General features: G+C 72.9%; 16 protein-coding genes and 1 riboswitch. Of the genes, 8 read left to right on the top strand and 8 right to left on the bottom strand.

Going from position 1 to position 18686, the window contains the following annotated elements; all coding sequences use genetic code 11:
- Nucleotides 1-68: 68 nt before the first annotated feature.
- From ACFYT9_RS15235 to glgX, 3 genes are all read right to left on the bottom strand, one after another.
- Nucleotides 69-1925 carry an ABC transporter ATP-binding protein gene (locus ACFYT9_RS15235; protein ID WP_389163686.1) on the bottom strand — a complete coding sequence of 619 codons (1857 nt, stop codon included), beginning with the start codon at nt 1923-1925 and terminating at the stop codon, nt 69-71.
- Nucleotides 1922-3748 (bottom strand): ABC transporter ATP-binding protein, encoded by a 1827-nt coding sequence (locus ACFYT9_RS15230; RefSeq protein ID WP_389163683.1) that lies wholly within the window; start codon nt 3746-3748, stop codon nt 1922-1924. Before ACFYT9_RS15230 ends, ACFYT9_RS15235 begins: the two co-directional genes overlap by 4 nt.
- Before the next feature lie 221 nt (nt 3749-3969).
- Nucleotides 3970-6120, bottom strand: coding sequence for a glycogen debranching protein GlgX (gene glgX, locus ACFYT9_RS15225; protein WP_387273031.1), 2151 nt, complete (start codon nt 6118-6120; stop codon nt 3970-3972).
- 238 nt (nt 6121-6358) lie between these two features.
- Between glgX and ACFYT9_RS15220 the strand changes: the two genes are divergently transcribed.
- From ACFYT9_RS15220 to ACFYT9_RS15200, 5 genes are all read left to right on the top strand, one after another.
- Nucleotides 6359-7576, top strand: a complete 1218-nt coding sequence (locus ACFYT9_RS15220) for an Ig-like domain-containing protein (RefSeq protein ID WP_389163680.1) — start codon at nt 6359-6361, stop codon at nt 7574-7576.
- Between the two features lie 195 nt (nt 7577-7771).
- Complete coding sequence (locus ACFYT9_RS15215) at nt 7772-9013, top strand: Ig-like domain-containing protein (RefSeq protein WP_387272985.1); 1242 nt, start codon at nt 7772-7774, stop codon at nt 9011-9013.
- 82 nt (nt 9014-9095) lie between these two features.
- The gene (locus ACFYT9_RS15210) at nt 9096-9863 is read left to right on the top strand and encodes an enoyl-CoA hydratase/isomerase family protein (RefSeq protein WP_387272987.1); all 768 of its coding nucleotides are present in this window, start codon (nt 9096-9098) and stop codon (nt 9861-9863) included.
- A gap of 115 nt (nt 9864-9978) precedes the next feature.
- Complete coding sequence (locus ACFYT9_RS15205) at nt 9979-10479, top strand: ATP-binding protein (protein WP_389163677.1); 501 nt, start codon at nt 9979-9981, stop codon at nt 10477-10479.
- A 400-nt stretch (nt 10480-10879) separates the two neighbouring features.
- Nucleotides 10880-11095: an EF-hand domain-containing protein gene (locus ACFYT9_RS15200; protein WP_015036303.1), complete on the top strand. Its 216-nt coding sequence runs from the start codon at nt 10880-10882 to the stop codon at nt 11093-11095.
- An 87-nt stretch (nt 11096-11182) separates the two neighbouring features.
- On the opposite strand, the gene ACFYT9_RS15195 is transcribed toward ACFYT9_RS15200, so the two are convergent.
- Entirely contained in the window at nt 11183-11737 is a 555-nt protein-coding gene (locus tag ACFYT9_RS15195) for a DUF7010 family protein (protein ID WP_376599962.1), read from the bottom strand.
- 185 nt (nt 11738-11922) lie between these two features.
- Here ACFYT9_RS15195 and ACFYT9_RS15190 point away from each other — a divergent pair, with 185 nt between their 5' ends.
- Nucleotides 11923-12162 (top strand): hypothetical protein, encoded by a 240-nt coding sequence (locus ACFYT9_RS15190; protein WP_376599963.1) that lies wholly within the window; start codon nt 11923-11925, stop codon nt 12160-12162.
- A gap of 90 nt (nt 12163-12252) precedes the next feature.
- Here the strand turns inward: ACFYT9_RS15190 and ACFYT9_RS15185 are convergent, their stop codons facing one another.
- The 4 genes from ACFYT9_RS15185 to gcvT form a co-directional block, all read right to left on the bottom strand.
- On the bottom strand, nt 12253-13623 hold the full coding sequence (locus ACFYT9_RS15185; protein WP_376599965.1) for an L-serine ammonia-lyase: 1371 nt from the start codon (nt 13621-13623) through the stop codon (nt 12253-12255).
- A gap of 162 nt (nt 13624-13785) precedes the next feature.
- Nucleotides 13786-15057, bottom strand: coding sequence for a serine hydroxymethyltransferase (gene glyA, locus ACFYT9_RS15180; protein WP_389163673.1), 1272 nt, complete (start codon nt 15055-15057; stop codon nt 13786-13788).
- Nucleotides 15058-15080: 23 nt separating this feature from the next.
- Nucleotides 15081-15458 (bottom strand): glycine cleavage system protein GcvH, encoded by a 378-nt coding sequence (gene gcvH / locus ACFYT9_RS15175; protein ID WP_376599968.1) that lies wholly within the window; start codon nt 15456-15458, stop codon nt 15081-15083.
- A 111-nt stretch (nt 15459-15569) separates the two neighbouring features.
- The gene (gene gcvT / locus ACFYT9_RS15170) at nt 15570-16685 is read right to left on the bottom strand and encodes a glycine cleavage system aminomethyltransferase GcvT (protein ID WP_376599970.1); all 1116 of its coding nucleotides are present in this window, start codon (nt 16683-16685) and stop codon (nt 15570-15572) included.
- A gap of 152 nt (nt 16686-16837) precedes the next feature.
- Nucleotides 16838-16938: riboswitch (glycine riboswitch) on the bottom strand.
- Nucleotides 16939-17112: 174 nt separating this feature from the next.
- On the opposite strand from gcvT, the gene ACFYT9_RS15165 reads away from it, so the two are divergent.
- Together ACFYT9_RS15165 and ACFYT9_RS15160 are read left to right on the top strand one after the other, a co-directional pair.
- Nucleotides 17113-17775 carry an AAA family ATPase gene (locus ACFYT9_RS15165; protein ID WP_389163670.1) on the top strand — a complete coding sequence of 221 codons (663 nt, stop codon included), beginning with the start codon at nt 17113-17115 and terminating at the stop codon, nt 17773-17775.
- 109 nt (nt 17776-17884) lie between these two features.
- On the top strand, nt 17885-18625 hold the full coding sequence (locus ACFYT9_RS15160) for an enhanced serine sensitivity protein SseB (RefSeq protein ID WP_389163667.1): 741 nt from the start codon (nt 17885-17887) through the stop codon (nt 18623-18625).
- The last annotated feature ends 61 nt before the right edge of the window (nt 18626-18686 follow it).

Here is an 18686-nt window from a genome sequence, read left to right as displayed (position 1 = left end):
GAACTCCCGGGCCCCGGGGCGCGAGGTGCGCCGGCCCGGGGCCCGTCGGCCCGTCGGCCCGTCGGCCGTCAGCCCGTCAGGGAGTCCCGCCAGGCGCGGTGGAGGCCCGCGTAGCGGCCTTCGCCGCCGACCAGTTCGGCGGGGGTGCCGTCCTCGACGACGCGTCCCGCCTCCATGACCAGGACCCGGTCCGCGACCTCGACCGTGGACAGGCGGTGGGCGATGACCACCGCCGTACGGCCCGCCAGGACCGTGTCCATCGCGTGCTGCACCGCCCGCTCGCCCGGCACGTCCAGCGAGCTCGTCGCCTCGTCCAGGATCAGCACCGCCGGGTCCGCGAGGAGCGCCCGCGCGAAGGCCACCAACTGGCGCTGACCCGCCGAGATCCGGCCACCCCGCTTCCGTACGTCGGTGTCGTAGCCGTCCGGCAGCCCGGCGATGAACTCGTGCGCGCCGATCGCCTTCGCCGCCCGCTCGATCTCCTCCCGGGTCGCGTCCGGACGCCCGATCGCGATGTTCTCCGCGACCGTCCCGGAGAACAGGAACGCCTCCTGGGTGACCATCACCACCCCGCGCCGCAGCTCCGGCGTCGCCAGCTCCCGCAGGTCGACCCCGTCGAGCAGCACCCGGCCCTCCGTCGGGTCGTAGAAACGCGCCAGCAGCTTCGCCAGCGTCGACTTGCCCGCACCGGTCGCCCCGACCACCGCCACCGTCTGGCCCGCCGGGATCCGCAGGGAGAAGCGGGGCAGCACCTCGCCGCCGGTCCGGTACGCGAACCGCACGCCGTCGAAGACCACCTCACGGCCCGGCGCAGCCCCGGCCCGCTCCGGCAGCTCGCGCGGAGCGACCGCCTCCGGCACGCCCGGCTCCTGCGCGAGCAGCCCCGCGATCTTGGTCAGCGACGCCGCCGCCGACTCGTACGAGTTGAGGAACATCCCGAGCCGGTCGATCGGGTCGTACAGCCGCCGCACGTACAGCACCGCCGCCGCCAGCACGCCCAGCTCCAGCGATCCGCCCGCCACCCGGTACGCGCCCCACAGGCACATCCCGGCCACCGCCGTGTTCGCCACGAGCCGCGAACCGACCACGTAGCGGGCCATCTCCAGGAGCGCGTCGCCGTTGCTCCGCTCATGCCGGTGGTTCAGCCCCGCGAACTCCGCGTCGTTCACCCGCTCCCGGCGGAACGCCCGCACCGGCCGGATCCCGTTCATCGTCTCCGCGAACTTCACGATCACCCCGGCGATCGCCGTCGACCGCTCCGCGAACACCGCGCCCGCCCGCCGCCGGTACATCCGCACCAGCAGGTACAGCGGACCGAACGAGGCCACCGCCACCGCCCCGATCCCCAGATCCAGCCAGAGCAGCACCAGGGAGATCGACACGAACGACAGCACCACCCCGATCAGCTCCTGGAGCCCTTCCGACAGCAGCTCCCGCAGCGACTCCACGTCCGTCGTCGACCGCGAGATCAGCCGCCCCGAGGTGTACCGCTCGTGGAAGTCCACGCTCAGCACCTGCGCGTGCCGGAAGATCCGCCCCCGCAGGTCGAGCAGCACGTCCTGGTTGATCCGCGCCGCACCCCGCACGAAGGCGTACTGGAGCGCCCCCGCGCCCACCGCGCACAGCAGGTACCCGGCCGCCACCGCGACCAGCGGACCGTGGTCCCCGGCCCGGAAGGCCGGCACCCCCCGGTCGATCGCGTACGCGACGAGCAGCGGGCCCGCCTGGACCGCCGCCTCCTTCACCAGCAGCACCAGCGCCGCCACCGTCACCCGGAACCGGTGCGCGGCCAGCAGCGAACGCAGCAGCGCCCCGGTCGCCCCGCGCGGCGCCGGCAGGTCGTCCCGGTCGAACGGGTCGCCGGGACCCGCGCCCTCCGGTTCCCGCTCCGGCCGCTCGGGCCGCGCGAGCACGGTCTCCGTCATCGCTCCCCGTCTCCCGTCCCCACGGACCCCTCGCCCGCGGAACCGCCCGACATCAGCCAGGCGTACTCGGCGCTGCTCCGCAGCAGTTCCTGATGGGTGCCGACCGCCGCGATCCGCCCGCCCGACAGCAGCGCCACCCGGTCGGCCAGCATCACCGTCGACGGCCGGTGCGCCACCACCAGCGCCGTCGTCTCCCTCAGAACCTCGCGCAGGGCCGCCTCCACCCGCGCCTCGGTGTGCACGTCCAGCGCCGACAGCGGGTCGTCGAGCACCAGGAAGCGCGGCCGGCCGACCACCGCCCGGGCCAGCGCGAGCCGCTGCCGCTGACCGCCCGACAGGCTCAGCCCCTGCTCACCGACCTGTGTGCCGGCCCCCTCCGGCAGCCGTCCGACGAAGCCGTCCGCCTGCGCGATCCCGAGCGCCCGGTCCAGGTCCGGCGCCCCGGCGGCCGCCTCGGCGCCCATCAGCACGTTCTCCCCGACGCTCGCCGAGAACAGGGTCGGCTCCTCGAACGCCACCGACACCAGGGTCCGCAGCCGCTCCCGTGCCATCAGCGCGATGTCCTCGCCGTCCAGCAGGATCCGCCCGCCGCTCGCCTCGTGCAGCCGCGGCACCAGCGCCGTCAGCGTCGTCTTGCCGGAGCCGGTCGCCCCGACCAGCGCCAGCGTCTCGCCCGGCCGCACGTGCAGGTCGATGCCGTCCAGGACGGGCGCGGTGCCGTCCGGCGCGTCCGGGAACCGGAAGGACACCCCCTCGAACCGCAGCCCGGCGGCGCCCCGCACCGCCGGGCCGTCGCCGCCCGGAGCGACCGCGTCCCGCTCCTCCTGCGCGTCCATCACCTCGAAGTACCGCTCCGTCGCCGTCACCGCCTCCTGGCTCATCGCGAGCAGGAAGCCGATCGACTCCACCGGCCAGCGCAGCGCGAGCGCCGTCGACAGGAAGGCCACCAGGGTGCCCGCCGACAGCCCGCCGTCCGCGACCCGCACCGAGCCCAGCACCAGCGCGGCGCCGATCGCCAGCTCCGGCAGGACCGTGATCAGCGCCCAGATCGTGGCGAGCAGCCGCGCCTTGGACAGCTCCGTGGAACGCAGCAGCGCCGCGAGCCGGCGGAACGCCTCCGCCTGGCTGCGGTGCCGCCCGAAGCCCTTGACGATCCGGATGCCGAGGACGCTCTCCTCGACCACCGTCGTCAGATCGCCCACCTGGTCCTGCGCCCGCCGCGCCACCACCCCGTACCGCCGCTCGAAGTACGAGCACAGCACCATCACCGGCACCACCGGCGTCAGCAGCACCAGGGCTAGCGCCGCGTCCTGGGCGAGCAGCAGCGCACAGCCGGCCACGATCGTCACCGCGTTGACCAGCAGGAAGGTCAGCGGGAAGGCCAGGAACATCCGGATGATCATCAGGTCCGTGGTGCCGCGCGACAGCAGCTGCCCGGAGGCCCACCGGTCGTGGAAGGCGACCGGCAGCCGCTGGAGCCGCCCGTACAGGTCCTCCCGCATCCGGGCCTCCACCGAGGAGAGCGGCCGGGCCACCAGCCACCGGCGCAGACCGAACAGCACGGCCTCGGTGAAGCCGAGCAGCAGCAGGTAGAGGGCCCCCAGCCACACCCCGCCCGGGTCCCGGTCCGCGACCGGTCCGTCGACCAGCCACTTCAGGACGAGGGGGATGACCAGCGACAGACAGGAGGCGACGATCGCGACGGCGGCGGCGGTGAGGAACCGCCCGCGCACGGGCCGGACGTACGGCCAGAGCCGCAGCAGCACCCGCACGGCCGAACGGCGGGCGGGGGCGGACTCGGGGGGTGCGGGGTTCTCAGGCATCAGGTCCGACCCTACGAGTCACCACTGACACGTCTCATCCGAATTTCGGCCACCGCCGCCCGGTCCCGGCCACCGCCGCCCCGTCCCCGCCATTGCCGACACGCTCCCGGCCGCCGCCCCGCCCACCGCCGTCGCCGCCGTCCCGTCCCGTCCCGTCCCGCCCCGGCCGCCGCCGTGGCGCCGCGGTGGCCGGGCCGGGGCCCTCCCGCCGCGGCGCCGGCTCACCCCGCCACCCTCAGCAGCACCACCGACCGCGCGCCCACCGGCAACACCTCCCCGCCCGGGTGGAGCGTCCCCGGGGGCGCGGTCTGGTCGTCGAGGGCGGTGTCGAGGACCCGCTCGTACGTCTGGGCCCAGGGCGCGCCGGGCAGCCGGAAGTCCAGCGGGGCCGGGCCGGCGTGGAGCACGGCGAGGAAGCTGTCGTCGAGGACCTGCTCGCCGCGCTCGTCCCGGCCCGGTATGTCCCGCCCCGACAGATAGAGCGCGAGCGTGGCCGAGGGCGCGTACCAGTCCCGCTCGGTCATCTCCGTCCCGTCGGGACCGAACCAGGCGAGGTCCCGCAGCCCGTCCGCGCCCTGCGGCCGTCCGGAGAAGAAGGCGCGGCGGCGCAGCACCGGGTGGCGGTGGCGCAGGGCGAGCAGCCGCCGGGTGAGGGCGAGGAGCTGGGCGCGGCCGGGGTCCTCGGGGAGGGACCAGTCGAGCCAGCTCGTCTCGTCGTCCTGGCAGTAGGCGTTGTTGTTGCCGCCCTGGGTGCGGCCCATCTCGTCGCCCGCGACCAGCATCGGCACGCCGGTGGAGAGCAGCAGCGTGGTGAGGAGGTTGCGGAGCTGCCGCAGCCGGAGCGCGCCGATCTCCGGGTCGTCGGTCTCGCCCTCGGCTCCGCAGTTCCAGGAGCGGTTGTCGTGGGTGCCGTCCCGGTTGCCCTCGCCGTTGGCCTCGTTGTGCTTGCGCTCGTACGTGACGAGGTCGCGCAGGGTGAACCCGTCGTGGGCGGTGACGAAGTTGACGGAGGCGTACGGGCGGCGGCCGCCCCAGGCGTACAGGTCGCTGGAGCCGGAGAGCCGGTAGCCGAGGTCGCGCACGTCGGGCAGGGCGCCGCGCCAGAAGTCCCGCACGGCGTCCCGGTAGCGGTCGTTCCACTCGGTCCACAGCGGCGGGAAGGCGCCGACCTGATAGCCGCCGTTGCCGACGTCCCAGGGTTCGGCGATGAGCTTGACCCGGCGCAGCACGGGGTCCTGGGCGATGACGGCGAGGAACGGCGAGAGCATGTCGACGTCGTGCATCGAGCGGGCCAGCGCCGCCGCCAGGTCGAAGCGGAAGCCGTCGACGCCCATCTCGGTGACCCAGTAGCGCAGGCTGTCGGTGATGAGCCGGAGCACCTGCGGCTGGACGACGTGCAGGGTGTTGCCGCAGCCGGTGTAGTCGGCGTACCGGCGGGCGTCGGACTGGAGCCGGTAGTAGCCGCGGTTGTCGATGCCCTTCAGCGACAGGGTCGGGCCGAGCTCGCCGGCCTCCGCGGTGTGGTTGTAGACGACGTCGAGGATGACCTCGATGCCGGCCTCGTGCAGGGCCCTGACCATCCGCTTGAACTCGCCGACCTGCTGTCCCGCGGTGCCGGAGGAGGAGTAGCCGGCGTGCGGGGCGAAGTAGCCGATCGAGTTGTAGCCCCAGTAGTTGACGAGGCCGCGGCGGAGCAGGTGGTCCTCGTGGGCGAACTGGTGGACGGGCAGCAGCTCGACCGCCGTCACCCCGAGCCGGACGAGGTGGTCGATCGCGGCCGGGTGGGCGAGCCCCGCGTAGGTGCCCCGCAGGTGCTCGGGGATGCCGGGGTGCCGGGCGGTGAAGCCCTTGACGTGGACCTCGTAGATGACGGAGTCCTGCCAGGGCGTCTTGGGCCTGCGGTCGTCGGACCAGTCGTCGTCGTCCAGGACGACGACCCCCTTGGGCACGAACGGGGCGGAGTCCCGCTCGTCGCGGACGGTGTCGGCGACGTGCTGCTGCGGCCAGTCGCGGACGTGCCCGTACACCTCGGGGGGCAGGGTGAAGTCCCCGTCCACGGCCCGCGCGTACGGGTCGAGGAGGAGTTTCGCCGGGTTCCACCGGGCGCCCGTCCACGGGTCCCAGCGGCCGTGCGCCCGGTAGCCGTACCGCTGGCCGGGGCCGATGCCGGGCACGAAGCCGTGCCAGATCTCGTGGGTGAGTTCGGTCAGCGGCAGCCGGGTCTCGGTGCCGTCCGGCGCGAAGAGGCAGAGCTCCACCGCCTCCGCGCCGCCCGCCCAGAGGGCGAAGTTGGTGCCCCGGGTCCCGTCCGGGCCGACCCGGCAGCGGGCCCCGAGCGGGGTGGGCGCCCCCGGCCACACCGGGGGCGCCATCCGTTCCGGGGCATGCTCCGGTACCGCCTGCTGTTCGGCTGTGCTCGACACCGCCCTGGCCTCCCGCGGCTCCGGCGGGCCCGCGGCCGGGGGAGGGGCGTCCCGGCCCCGGCCCCCGCGCGTCCTCCCGCACCCTCGTGTACTCCCGGTCGTCCCCCCTGTTCTGCCCGCAGGGCCGTCCGCCCAACATGGCCCGCGCGCACGTTTCCCCTGGAGGGGGGTCGTCGTTGGGCCACGCGTGACACGTGTATGGGAACGGGCCGGGAAACTCCTCGCGGTCGCGGGGCTCCTCGTGGGTCTCGCCGGCTGCACCGGATCGGACGGGGAAGGAGGCGTCGGCCTGGGACTTCCGGGCAAGGCGCGGGCCCCCGGCGACGTCATCCGGGTCAGCCCGGAGGACGGCAGCCGGGCGGTGCCACCGGAAGGTCCGCTGGAGGTACGGGTGGACAGCGGGCGGCTCGAACGGGTGAGCGTGACCCAGGTGGCGGACGGGCGCCGGTCGGCCGTCGCCGGAGAGGTCAGCGCCGACGGGCTGCGCTGGCGGCCCGCCGAGGGCAGCCGGCTCGCGCTCGCCGCGAAGTACAGCGTGGACGCGGTGGCGCTCGACGAGCACGGGCGCCGCTCGGCCCGGCACACCACCTTCACCACGGTGGTCCCGGAGTCCCGCTTCATCGGCTACTTCACTCCGGAGAACCGTTCCACTGTCGGCGCCGGCATGATCGTCTCCTTCGGCTTCAACCGCCCGATCGAGAACCGGGCCGAGGTCGAGCGGGCGATCCGGATCACCGCCGACCCGCCGGTCGAGGTCGTCGGCCACTGGTTCGGCAAGGAGCGGCTCGACTTCCGCCCCGCCCGGTACTGGGCGGCCGGCACGAAGGTGACGGTCGAGCTGGGGCTGCGGGACGTCGAGGGCGCCCCCGGCGTCTACGGCATCCAGCGCAAGACGGTCGGCTTCACGGTGGGCCGCTCCCAGGTCTCCCTGGTGGACGCCGCCGCGCACACCATGGAGGTGCGTCGGGACGGGCGGGTCCTGGCCACGCTGCCGATCACCGCCGGCGCGCCGAAGACCACCACGTACAACGGGAAGATGGTGGTCACCGAGCTGTACGACGTGACCCGGATGAACGGCGCCACGGTCGGCTTCGGCGGCGAGTACGACATCAAGGACGTGCCGCACGCCATGCGGCTCACCGAGTCCGGCACCTTCATCCACGGCAACTACTGGGCCGACCCCTCGACCTTCGGCTCGGCCAACGTCAGCCACGGCTGCGTGGGGCTGCGGGACGTGAAGGGCGGCGGCGCCGACACCCCGGCGGGCTGGTTCTACGACCGGAGCCTCGTCGGCGACGTCGTGGAGGTGGTCAACTCCCAGGACCGCGAGGTCGCTCCGGACAACGGCCTCGGCGGCTGGAACCTCGACTGGGACGGCTGGAAGGCCGGATCCGCGCTCCGCTGACCCCGCCCGGCCGCCCGGGCCGGACGCGAGCCGCTCCCCGCTCGCCTCCGGCCCGGCCCCGACTGGGACTGAACGGTGACATTCACGTGGAACTTTCGTGTCTTCCGGTGTGATTATCTAGCGCCGTGCGCGGGACGTGCGTACAGGGGGTGGGGCCCGGCCGGCGGCCGGGTCGTGCGAGGGGAGAAGACCATAGTGAACGGGCAGCCGATATCGGGGCGGTCGGCGCGGCGGCGGAGTCTCCGCCTCGGGGCCCTGGCGACGGGGGCGCTGCTGCTGGTCCTGACCGCCTGTGGCGGTGAGGAGCCGTCGAAGACCGGCGGGACCGGGGCCGGCGGCGCCGGGCAGGGGACCGCGGCGCCCGACAACGCCGCCTCCCAGGCGGTCGTGACCATCCTGCCGAAGGACGGCGCCGACTCGGTCGCCACCAGCGGGGCCCTCAAGGTCACCGCCGAGCAGGGCAAGCTGACGACCGTGACGGTCGCCGACTCCAAGGGCGCCGCGGTCGAGGGGAAGATCTCGGCGGACGGCGCGAGCTGGGAGCCGCTGGCCCACCTGTCGGCCGGCACCCAGTACAAGGTCCACGCGAGCGCGAAGGACGCCGAGGGGCGCGAGTCGGCGAAGGACACCACCTTCACCACGCTGGTCCCGAAGAACACCTTCATCGGCCACTACACGCCGGAGGCCGACACGACCGTCGGCGTCGGCATGCCGGTCTCCATCAACTTCACCCGGGGCATCACCGACCCCGAGGCCGTGGAGAAGGCCGTCAAGGTGACGGCCGAGCCGGCCGTCGAGATCGAGGGCCACTGGTTCGGCAACGACCGCCTCGACTTCCGTCCCGAGGAGTACTGGAAGGCCGGGACGAAGGTCACCGTCGAGCTCAACCTGGACGGCGTCGAGGGTCGCCCGGGCGTCTACGGCAAGCAGAAGAAGACGTACTCCTTCACCATCGGCCGCCGCCAGGTCTCCACGGTCGACGCGAGCGCCAAGACGATGAAGGTCGAGCGCGACGGCACGATCATCAAGACCCTGCCGATCACCGCGGGCGCCCCGTCGACGACCACGTACAACGGTCAGATGGTCATCAGCGAGAAGTACAAGGTGACCCGGATGAACGGCGCCACGGTCGGCTTCGGCGGCGAGTACGACATCAAGGACGTGCCGCACGCCATGCGCCTGTCCACCTCCGGCACCTTCGTGCACGGCAACTACTGGGCCCCGAAGTCCACCTTCGGCTCGCAGAACGTCAGCCACGGCTGCGTCGGCCTCTCGGACACCCGGGGCGCGGGCGACAGCTCCACGCCGGCCGCCTGGTTCTACGACCGTTCGATCATCGGCGACGTCATCGTCGTGAAGAACTCGAAGGACAAGCAGATCAAGCCGGAGAACGGCCTGAACGGCTGGAACATGTCCTGGTCGGAGTGGATCGCCTAGATCCCCGCCGTCCTGGACGGGCCCGGTGCTGTGAGCAACAGCACCGGGCCCGTCCGCGTTAACGCGCACTAACCTCTGTCCCATGACTGTGAACCTCGAAGTCGCCGACGGCGTCGGCACGATCCGCCTCGACCGCCCGCCGATGAACGCCCTGGACGTCGCCACCCAGGACCGGCTGCGCGAGCTGGCCCAGGAGGCCACCGACCGCGACGACGTGCGCGCCGTCGTCCTCTACGGCGGCGAGAAGGTCTTCGCGGCCGGCGCGGACATCAAGGAGATGCAGGTCATGGACCACGTGGCCATGGTCGAGCGGTCGCGCGCGCTCCAGGACTCCTTCACGGCCGTGGCCCGTATCCCGAAGCCGGTCGTCGCCGCGATCACCGGGTACGCCCTCGGCGGCGGCTGCGAGCTCGCGCTCTGCGCCGACTACCGGATCGCCGCCGACAACGCGAAGCTCGGCCAGCCCGAGATCCTGCTCGGCCTGATCCCCGGCGCCGGCGGCACCCAGCGGCTCTCCCGCCTGGTCGGCCCGTCGAAGGCCAAGGACCTCATCTTCACCGGCCGGATGGTGCGGGCGGAGGAGGCGCTCACCCTCGGCCTGGTCGACCGGGTGGTCCCGGCCGCCGAGGTGTACGAGCAGGCGCACGCCTGGGCCGCGAAGCTGGCGCAGGGCCCGGCGGTGGCGCTGCGCGCCGCCAAGGAGGCGATCGACCAGGGCCTGGAGGCCGACATCGACACCGGCCTCGCCCTCGAACGCACCTGGTTCTCCGCGCTGTTCGCCACCGCGGACCGCGAGACCGGCATGCGCAGCTTCGTCGAGGAGGGCCCGGGCAAGGCCAAGTTCGCCTGACCCGCCGCCGGCCGGACCGTCGTCCGACGGACCGTCACGGCGACGCGCCCACCCGCGGGGGCCATTCCACCGGAACGGCCCCCGCGGGTCGTCTCCGGCGGCCATGATGGTGGGCATGGCGGGCCTGGAGAGCAGGGAACAACCACGGCAGGGGAGTGTGCCCGCCGCACGGTGGGCACCGACCCCCGAGGACGAAGAGGCCCTCTCGGCGATGGACCGGTACGGCAACCCGGCGGAGGTCGACGTCCGTCTGCCGTCGCAGCCCGAGTCGGCCCGGATCGCCCGCCGGATGACCCAGTACGTGGTGCTGCGCCAGTGGGCGCTCGGCCCGAACCTCGCCGAGCACGCGGTGCTGCTCGTCTCCGAGCTGGTGGGGAACGCGGTCCGGCACACCGGCGCCCGGGTCTTCGCGCTCCGCGCCCAGCGGCGCCCCGGCCGGATCAGGATCGAGGTGCGCGACCCCTCGCGCGGCCTGCCCTGCCTGATGCCGGTGGGCGAGCTCGACGTCAGCGGCCGGGGCCTCTTCCTCGTCGACAAGCTCTCCGACCGGTGGGGCGTGGATCTCGGGCCGCGCGGCAAGACGACCTGGTTCGAGATGCGGGTCACCGACCGCTGAACGCACGAAAGCCCCCGTGCGCCGTGGTGGGGCTGCTGGGGGCTTCCGTGTGATGCGCCGTGGACGGGGGGGTGTATCCACGGCCGCTTGGACGACTTGGCCCGGGTCAAGGGGAGTCGTTCCCTCGACTATGACAGACGGTGGGCCCATCGCCAAGCGCCCACATCGTTATCAATCCGGACATATATGCACGTTTTAACTGTGAATCGTTGGTGACGTGCGGCACTGACCTTGCAAACTGTGAATGCCTATGCGGTTCACCGATTGTTTCCCTCGATCGTCCATATAGTGGACGCCGATGTGCCGCTCCGTCCCCCACTTCGGTACCGCCATCGGCGGACACCGCTCCGCCCGCTAATCTGACCACCGTCAAAGACAGCACCGAGAAGGGGCGGAAGCAGTGGCGGACATCGAGTCGGCACGCACGGCATTCAACCGGTACGACGTGGACGGGGACGGCTTCATCACCGCCGCGGAGTACAAGAGCGTCATGGCCCAGCTGGGTGACTTCAACGTCACCGAGACGGTCGCCGAGGCCCTCATCAAGCAGCGCGACGACAACGGCGACGGCCGCCTGTCGTGGGACGAGTTCTGGTCCCACCTCAGCAAGGCGTGACCCGGGCCTGACCGGCCCCGGTCCCGGGGCCGGGCGGCGCTCGCACCGAGCCGCCGCCCGCCCCTCGCTCCCGGCCGGCCCGGCACGTCAGTCGCGCGCCACCAGCAGCGCCGTGCCCCAGAGGGCCAGGGCCGCGGGGAGCGCCACGGAGGCCCGTACGGACTCCGCCGACAGGCCGGCGGCCAGCAGGCCCGTGCCGATCGACGCCAGTGCCGTCAGGGCCGCCGCCAGCCATCCGTACTGGCGCTGGTCGTAGAGGCGGGCCAGCGGGAAGAAGTGCAGTCCCACGACGAGGCAGAGGCCGACCGGGATCCACTCCTGGTGCCCGGCCGCGTTCGAGGCCGCGATCACGGCGACGATCGCGGCGGCCTCGATCGCGTTGACGATCCCGACCCCCCGGTTCCACCGCTCCGGCAGCCGCACCGGACGGGTCACCTCGCGGGCCGTCGCCCGGAACCCCGCGGCCAGCGTCCCGGCCGTCAGGAGGGCCGCGAGCACCCCGGCGACGAGGAGCCCCGGCGCGGGCAGCCCCGAGCCGCCGGCGAGCGCCCACACCGCCGCGAAGACGGAAAGCACGACGATCCCCCGGCGACGCAGGGTGCGGGTCAGGGCGGCGCATTCGGCATCTGTGGTCATGGTCATGATCGGACCCTAGCGACGGAATCCGGCCGTCCACCGGGGAATCCGGACATCCGTCCGAGGGATTGGCCTAGACCTATTGCCGGGGGGAGGGCGCGCCGATACGTTTCGTCCCGGCTGCGCAGCCGCACGAACCGCACGGCACCATCCCGTACCGCATCGCATCGTTCATTTCAGGAGGACATGCCATGTACCGTCGCGTCGCAGCCGCCCTGGCCACCGCGGCCACCGCCGCAGCCCTCGCCCTCGGCACGGCCGGCACGGCCGAGGCCGCAGGACCGGGCTTCTACGCCCGCAGCCACCACGCCTCGTACGCCGAGTGCCAGGCCGCCGGCCAGGCCGGCGAGTGGATGTGGGGGAAGATCTACTTCTGCGAGCCCTTCCACCCCTCCCGCCCGGACGTCTACGTCCTCTGGGTCCGCTTCTGACCCGAGCGACGCACGACGGCCGGTCCTGCGGGGGCGGGACCGGCCGTCGGTACGCGCGCGTGCCCGGCGCGGGGGCTCACCGCCCCGTGCTCAGCACTCGATGATGTTCACCGCGAGCCCGCCGCGGGCGGTCTCCTTGTACTTGACGCTCATGTCCGCGCCCGTCTCCTTCATGGTCTTGATGACCTTGTCGAGGGAGACCAGGTGGCTGCCGTCGCCGCGCATCGACATCTTCGCCGCCGTGACGGCCTTGACCGCCGCCATGCCGTTCCGCTCGATGCACGGGATCTGCACCAGGCCGCCGACCGGGTCGCAGGTCAGGCCCAGGTTGTGTTCCATGCCGATCTCCGCCGCGTTCTCCACCTGCTCGGGGGAGCCGCCCAGCACCTCGGCCAGCGCGCCCGCCGCCATCGAGCAGGCCGAGCCGACCTCGCCCTGGCAGCCGACCTCGGCGCCGGAGATCGAGGCGTTCTCCTTGAAGAGCATGCCGACCGCGCCGGCCGCGAGGAGGAAGCGGACGATGCCGTCCTCGTCGGCGCCGGGGACGAAGTTCATGTAGTAGTGCAGGACGGCGGGGATGATGCCGGCCGCGCCGTTCGTCGGGGCGGTGACCACCCGGCCGCCCGCCGCGTTCTCCTCGTTCACCGCCATCGCGTAGAGGGTGATCCACTCCATCGCGTGCATGGCCGGGTCGCCCTCGGAGCGCAGCTTGCGGGCCAGGGTCGAGGCGCGGCGGCGGACCTTCAGACCGCCCGGCAGGATGCCCTCGCGGGCCATGCCGCGCGACACGCAGGCCTGCATGACCCGCCAGATCTCCAGCAGGCCGGCGCGGATCTCGTCCTCGGTGCGCCACGCCTTCTCGTTCTCCAGCATCAGGGAGGAGATCGACAGGCCGGTCTCCTTGGCGAGGCGGAGCAGCTCGTCGCCGGTGCGGAAGGGGTACTTCAGGACGGTGTCGTCCGGGATGATCGGGTTCTCGCCCGCCACCGCGTCCTCGTCGACCACGAAGCCGCCGCCGACGGAGTAGTACGTCTTCTCCAGGACGAGCGCGCCCTCGGCGTCGTAGGCGAAGACCGTCATGCCGTTGGCGTGGTACGGGAGCGCCTTGCGCCGGTGCAGCACCAGATCGGCGTCGAAGTCGAAGGGGATGTCGTGGGCGCCGAGCAGGTTGATCCGGCCGCTCGCCTTGATCCGCTCGAACTCGGCGTCGGCGTTCTCCACGTCGACCGTGCGGGGCGAGTTCCCCTCCAGGCCGAGCAGGACCGCCTTCGGGGTGCCGTGGCCGTGACCGGTGGCGCCGAGCGAGCCGTACAGCTCCGCCCGGACCTTCGCGGTCCCAGCGAGCAGCCCCTCGTTCTTCAGCCGGCGGGCGAACATCCGGGCCGCGCGCATGGGGCCCACCGTGTGGGAGCTCGACGGACCGATGCCGATCGAGAACAGGTCGAAGACCGAGATGGCCACGGGAGGACTCCTTGTGGGGGCTAGACGCCGTTGTCTGCCGGGGTGGAGCAGAAAAGCGTGAAGAGGTGACGACATGGGGCGGGGCACCGCGCCGCACTGTCCAGTGTGCGCGGTGCCCCGGAGCTTTCGAACGAACGAACCCAGGAACGAAAGCGTACGAAATTACTTCAGGCCGGGGTACAGCGGGTGCTTGTCGGCCAGAGCGGTCACACGGGCCTTCAGGGCCTCGGCCTTGTCCGCGTCGAAGCCCGGCTTCAGCGTCTCGGCGATGATGTCGGCGACCTCGGTGAAGTCCTCGGAGGTGAAGCCGCGGGTGGCGAGGGCCGGCGTGCCGATGCGCAGACCGGAGGTGACCATCGGCGGGCGCGGGTCGTTCGGAACGGCGTTCCGGTTGACCGTGATGCCGACCTCGTGAAGCCGGTCCTCGGCCTGCTGGCCGTCGAGCTCGGAGTCGCGCAGGTCCACCAGGACCAGGTGCACGTCCGTGCCGCCGGAGGCGACCGCGACACCGTGCGCGGCGACGTCGTCCCGGACCAGGCGCTCGGCCAGGATGCGGGCGCCGTCCACGGTGCGCTGCTGGCGCTCCTTGAACTCCTCCGAGGCCGCGACCTTGAAGGAGACGGCCTTGGCCGCGATCACGTGCTCCAGCGGACCGCCCTGGAAGCCGGGGAAGACCGCGGAGTTCAGCTTCTTCGCGAACTCCTTGCCCCGGGCGAGGATGATGCCGCCGCGCGGGCCGCCGAGCGTCTTGTGCGTGGTGGAGGTCACCACGTCCGCGTACGGGACCGGGTTCGGGTGCAGACCGGCCGCGACCAGGCCCGCGAAGTGGGCCATGTCGACCCACAGGTACGCCTCGACCTCGTCGGCGATCCGGCGGAACTCCGCGAAGTCCAGCTGACGCGGGTACGCCGACCAGCCGGCGATGATGACCTTCGGGCGGTGCTCCTTGGCCAGGCGCTCGACCTCGGCCATGTCGACCAGACCGGCCTCGTCCACGTGGTACGCGACCACCTCGAACTGCTTGCCCGAGAAGTTCAGGCGCATGCCGTGGGTGAGGTGGCCGCCGTGGGCCAGGTCCAGACCGAGGATCGTGTCGCCCGGCTGGGCGATCGCGAAGAGGGCGGCCTGGTTCGCGGAGGCGCCGGAGTGCGGCTGCACGTTGGCGTACTCGGCGCCGAACAGCTCCTTCACCCGGTCGATCGCGATCTGCTCGGCCACGTCGACGTGCTCGCAGCCACCGTAGTAGCGGCGGCCCGGGTAACCCTCGGCGTACTTGTTGGTGAGGACGGAGCCCTGGGCCTCCATGACCGCGACCGGAGCGAAGTTCTCCGAGGCGATCATCTCGAGGGTGGACTGCTGACGGCCGAGCTCGGCGTCGACGGCGGCGGCGACGTCGGGGTCCAGCTCGTGGAGGGGAGTGTTCAGAAGCGACATGAAGCGATCCCTAGGGGTCTCGGTCAGCCTGCGGTGAAAGCGGTGTACTCGTCGGCGGTGAGCAGCTCGTCCGGCTCACCCGAGATGCGCACCTTGAACAGCCAGCCGCCCTCGAAGGGGGCGGAGTTCACCAGCGAGGGGTCGTCGACGACGTCCTGGTTGGCCTCGACGATCTCGCCCGTCACCGGGGCGTAGAGGTCGCTGACGGACTTGGTCGACTCCAGCTCGCCACAGGACTCGCCCGCGGTCACGGTCGCGCCGACCTCGGGGAGCTGCACGTACACGACGTCACCGAGCGCGTTGGCCGCGTGCTCCGTGATGCCGACCGTGGCGACGCCGTCCTCGACGGCCGACAGCCACTCGTGCTCCTTGCTGTAGCGAAGCTGCTGGGGGTTGCTCATGACCTGATTCTCCTGGATCGGGGGAGTGCGGATGTACGGCGGTCTTGCGGGGTGAGACGTGGCCCGGGACGAATGCGTCACGTCCGGAGCGGTCCCCGGACGGGCGCCCGCCTACTTCTGGCGCTTGTAGAACGGCAGCGCCACGACCTTGTACGGCTCGTGGGTGCCGCGGATGTCCACCCCTACACCCTCGGTGCCGGGGGCGGCGTGCGCCGCGTCGACGTACGCCATCGCGATCGGCTCGCCGAGCGTCGGGGAGGGGGCGCCGGAGGTGATCTCGCCGACGACCTCGCCGCCGGCGACGACGGACATGCCGGCGCGCGGGACGCGGCGGCCCTCGGCGATCAGGCCGACCAGCTTGCGCGGCGGGGCGGTCTCGGCGCGCTCGGCGGCGGCCTCCAGCGCCTTGCGGCCGACGAAGTCGCCCGGCTTCTCGAACTTCACGACGCGGCCGAGACCGGCGTCGAAGGGGGTCAGGGAGGTGGTCAGCTCGTGCCCGTACAGCGGCATGCCCGCCTCCAGGCGCAGCGTGTCGCGGCAGGAGAGGCCGCACGGGATCAGGCCGACGCCCGCGCCCGCCTCGGTCAGCGCCGTCCACACGGCCTCGGCGTGCTCGGGCTTCAGGAAGAGCTCGAAGCCGTCCTCGCCGGTGTAGCCGGTCCTGGCGATCAGCGCCGGGACGCCGGCGACCGTGCCGGGCAGGCCCGCGTAGTACTTCAGGCCGTCCAGGTCGGCGTCGGTGAGCTGCTTCAGGATGCCGGGGGACTCCGGGCCCTGCACGGCGAGCAGGGCGTACGCGTCGCGGTCGTCGCGGACCTCGGCGTCGAAGCCGCCGGAGCGGGCCACCAGGGCGTCCAGGACGGTCTGGGCGTTGGAGGCGTTGGCGACGACCATGTACTCGGTCTCGCCGAGGCGGTAGACGATCAGGTCGTCGAGGATGCCGCCGTCCTCCTGGCAGATCATCGTGTAGCGGGCGCGGCCGTTGCCCACCGTGGAGATGTTGCCGACCAGGGCGAAGTCGAGCAGGTCGACCGCCTGCGGGCCGGTGACGGTGATCTCGCCCATGTGGGAGAGGTCGAAGAGGCCGGCCCTGGTGCGGACGGCGTTGTGCTCGTCGCGCTCGCTGCCGTACCGGAGCGGCATGTCCCAGCCGGCGAAGTCGGTCATGGTCGCGCCCAGCGAACGATGCAGGGCATCGAGGGCGGTCAGACGGGGGGTGGTGCTCATGATGGACGTGGCTCCCGGGTCCCGAAGGCGGAAAACATGACAGGCAAGGACGTTCCTCCCCATCTGTCATGGAACCTGAGAGGTTCACCGGGGGCATCCCCGGCTTGCACCTTGGGTGGGGACACGACAGGTGTCCCGCTTTTCAGATCTGCCTCATCCACGCGGTACGGGGCCTGAGAGATTCAAGGGAGGGTCTTGCTCCTTCGGCGCCCGGACGGCCGAGGCCGGTCCGGAACTCTCCCGCGCGGATTCGAGCGGCCGGTATGCGGTTGTAGGGCGCAGCGCGCGCCTGGCGCGCACATCATCGCACGCGGTGTCGGCGCCGCAAATCGCTTGTCTCGGATTACCGTTTCTTTACACTTCGTGGGCAAGGGTCTCCGTGAGGTCTCCCGGTACGTCCCCCGGGGACCCGACAGGGGGAGCAGCGATGAGGATCCAGCACACCGGCGTCTTCGCGACCGACGCCGCCATACCCGCTCCGCGGGCCCGCGCCAGAACCCGCGCGGGCGGGCGCGTCGTGCGCGACCTGCGCGAGCGCGGCGGGCGCGGGCCGCGCGCCCTCACCTTCGCCGCCGGTGACGTCGTGGTCGTCTCCGGGCTGCCCGGCAGCGGCAAGTCCACCCTGCTGCGGCGGGCCGCCGAGGGCCGCGGGATCGACTCACAGGACGCCCGGGAGCGCTGGGAGGCCCGGATGCCCCGCCTGCTGCCGTACGCGCTCTACCGCCCGCTGGTCCGGGTCGCGCACTACGCCGGGCTGTACCGGGCGCTGCGCTCCGGCGCCGGCGTCGTCGTCCACGACTGCGGCACCCAGTCCTGGGTCCGCGGCTGGCTCGCCCGCTCCGCCGTCCGCCGCGGCCGCGCCCTGCACCTGGTCCTCCTCGACGTCGACCCGGCCACCGCCATGGACGGCCAGCGCGAGCGGGGCCGGGGCGTGTCCGCGTACGCCTTCGCCCGGCACCGCAGGGCCGTCGGCCGGCTCGTCGCCGCCGTCGAGTCCGGCCGGCTGCCCCGGGGCTGCGCCTCCGCCACCCTCCTCGACCGGGACGCCGCCGGCGCGCTGCGCCGCCTCGGCTTCCGGGAGGCCGGCTGAGGGCCGCGCGCGCCCGGGTGCGGGTTCTGGTCACAGCCGGGGCGGGGCGGCGTTAGGGTGCTGCGGGACGGCCGGGACCAGGGCCGTGCGAGGAGGGGACGGAACCACCGTGGACGTGACGTGGCCGGGCAACGAGCTGGAGGAGGCGCTGACCGCCGCGCTCGGGGAGCCCGCGGCCGGAGGCCGGCTCATCGAGGTGCTCGGCCGCAGCCCCGTCTGGGTCCCGCTGCCCAACGGCGGCGGTCCCGACAGCCCCGACCTGGACCTCGCCACCATGGAGATCGGCGGCGCCGCCTACGTCCCCGTCTACAGCTCGCAGGAGCAGTTCCTGGCCTGCGTCGGCGACCACATGTCCTTCACCGTCGCCCCCGCCCGTGACTTCGCGCGCGGCCTGCCCCCGCAGCTCGGCATCGCCGTGAACCCCGGCGGCGTCGTCGGCGTCCCGCTGCCCCCGCCGGCCGTCGCCGAGCTCTGCCGGGTCGGCCGCACCGCCCTCGACGGGCCCGCGTCCGGCGGCCGGGTCCGGCTCTTCGAGCCCGACTGGCAGGACGACCCGGTCGACTTCCTCGCCGCGGCCTCCGCCGAGTTCGAGGCCACCGGCGTCGTCGCCAGCGCCCGCCGCACCCTCGCCAGCGTCGAGGGCACCGAGCCGGCGCTCTTCATCGGCGTCCAGCTCACCGGCTGGGACGGCATCGACCGCAACGCCCCGCTGGACGCCCTCGGCCGCGCCCTCGGCCGCGTCGAGGTCGCCTGGCCGGTCAACCTCATCCTGCTGGACATGGCCGCCGACCCCGTCGGCGACTGGATGCTGGAACAGGTGCGCCCCTTCTACCTGCGCACCGCCGGATGACCCCCGGCCCTGTCTAAGCTGGACCGACCGCACGACCGAGACGACCGAACGGCCGAACCGA

It is taken from the genome of Streptomyces sp. NPDC004435, assembly GCF_042873895.1.
Classification (GTDB): Bacteria; Actinomycetota; Actinomycetes; order Streptomycetales; family Streptomycetaceae; genus Streptomyces.
Note: the sequence above shows the minus strand (reverse complement) of the source record. Positions and strands in the feature narration are given on the sequence as shown.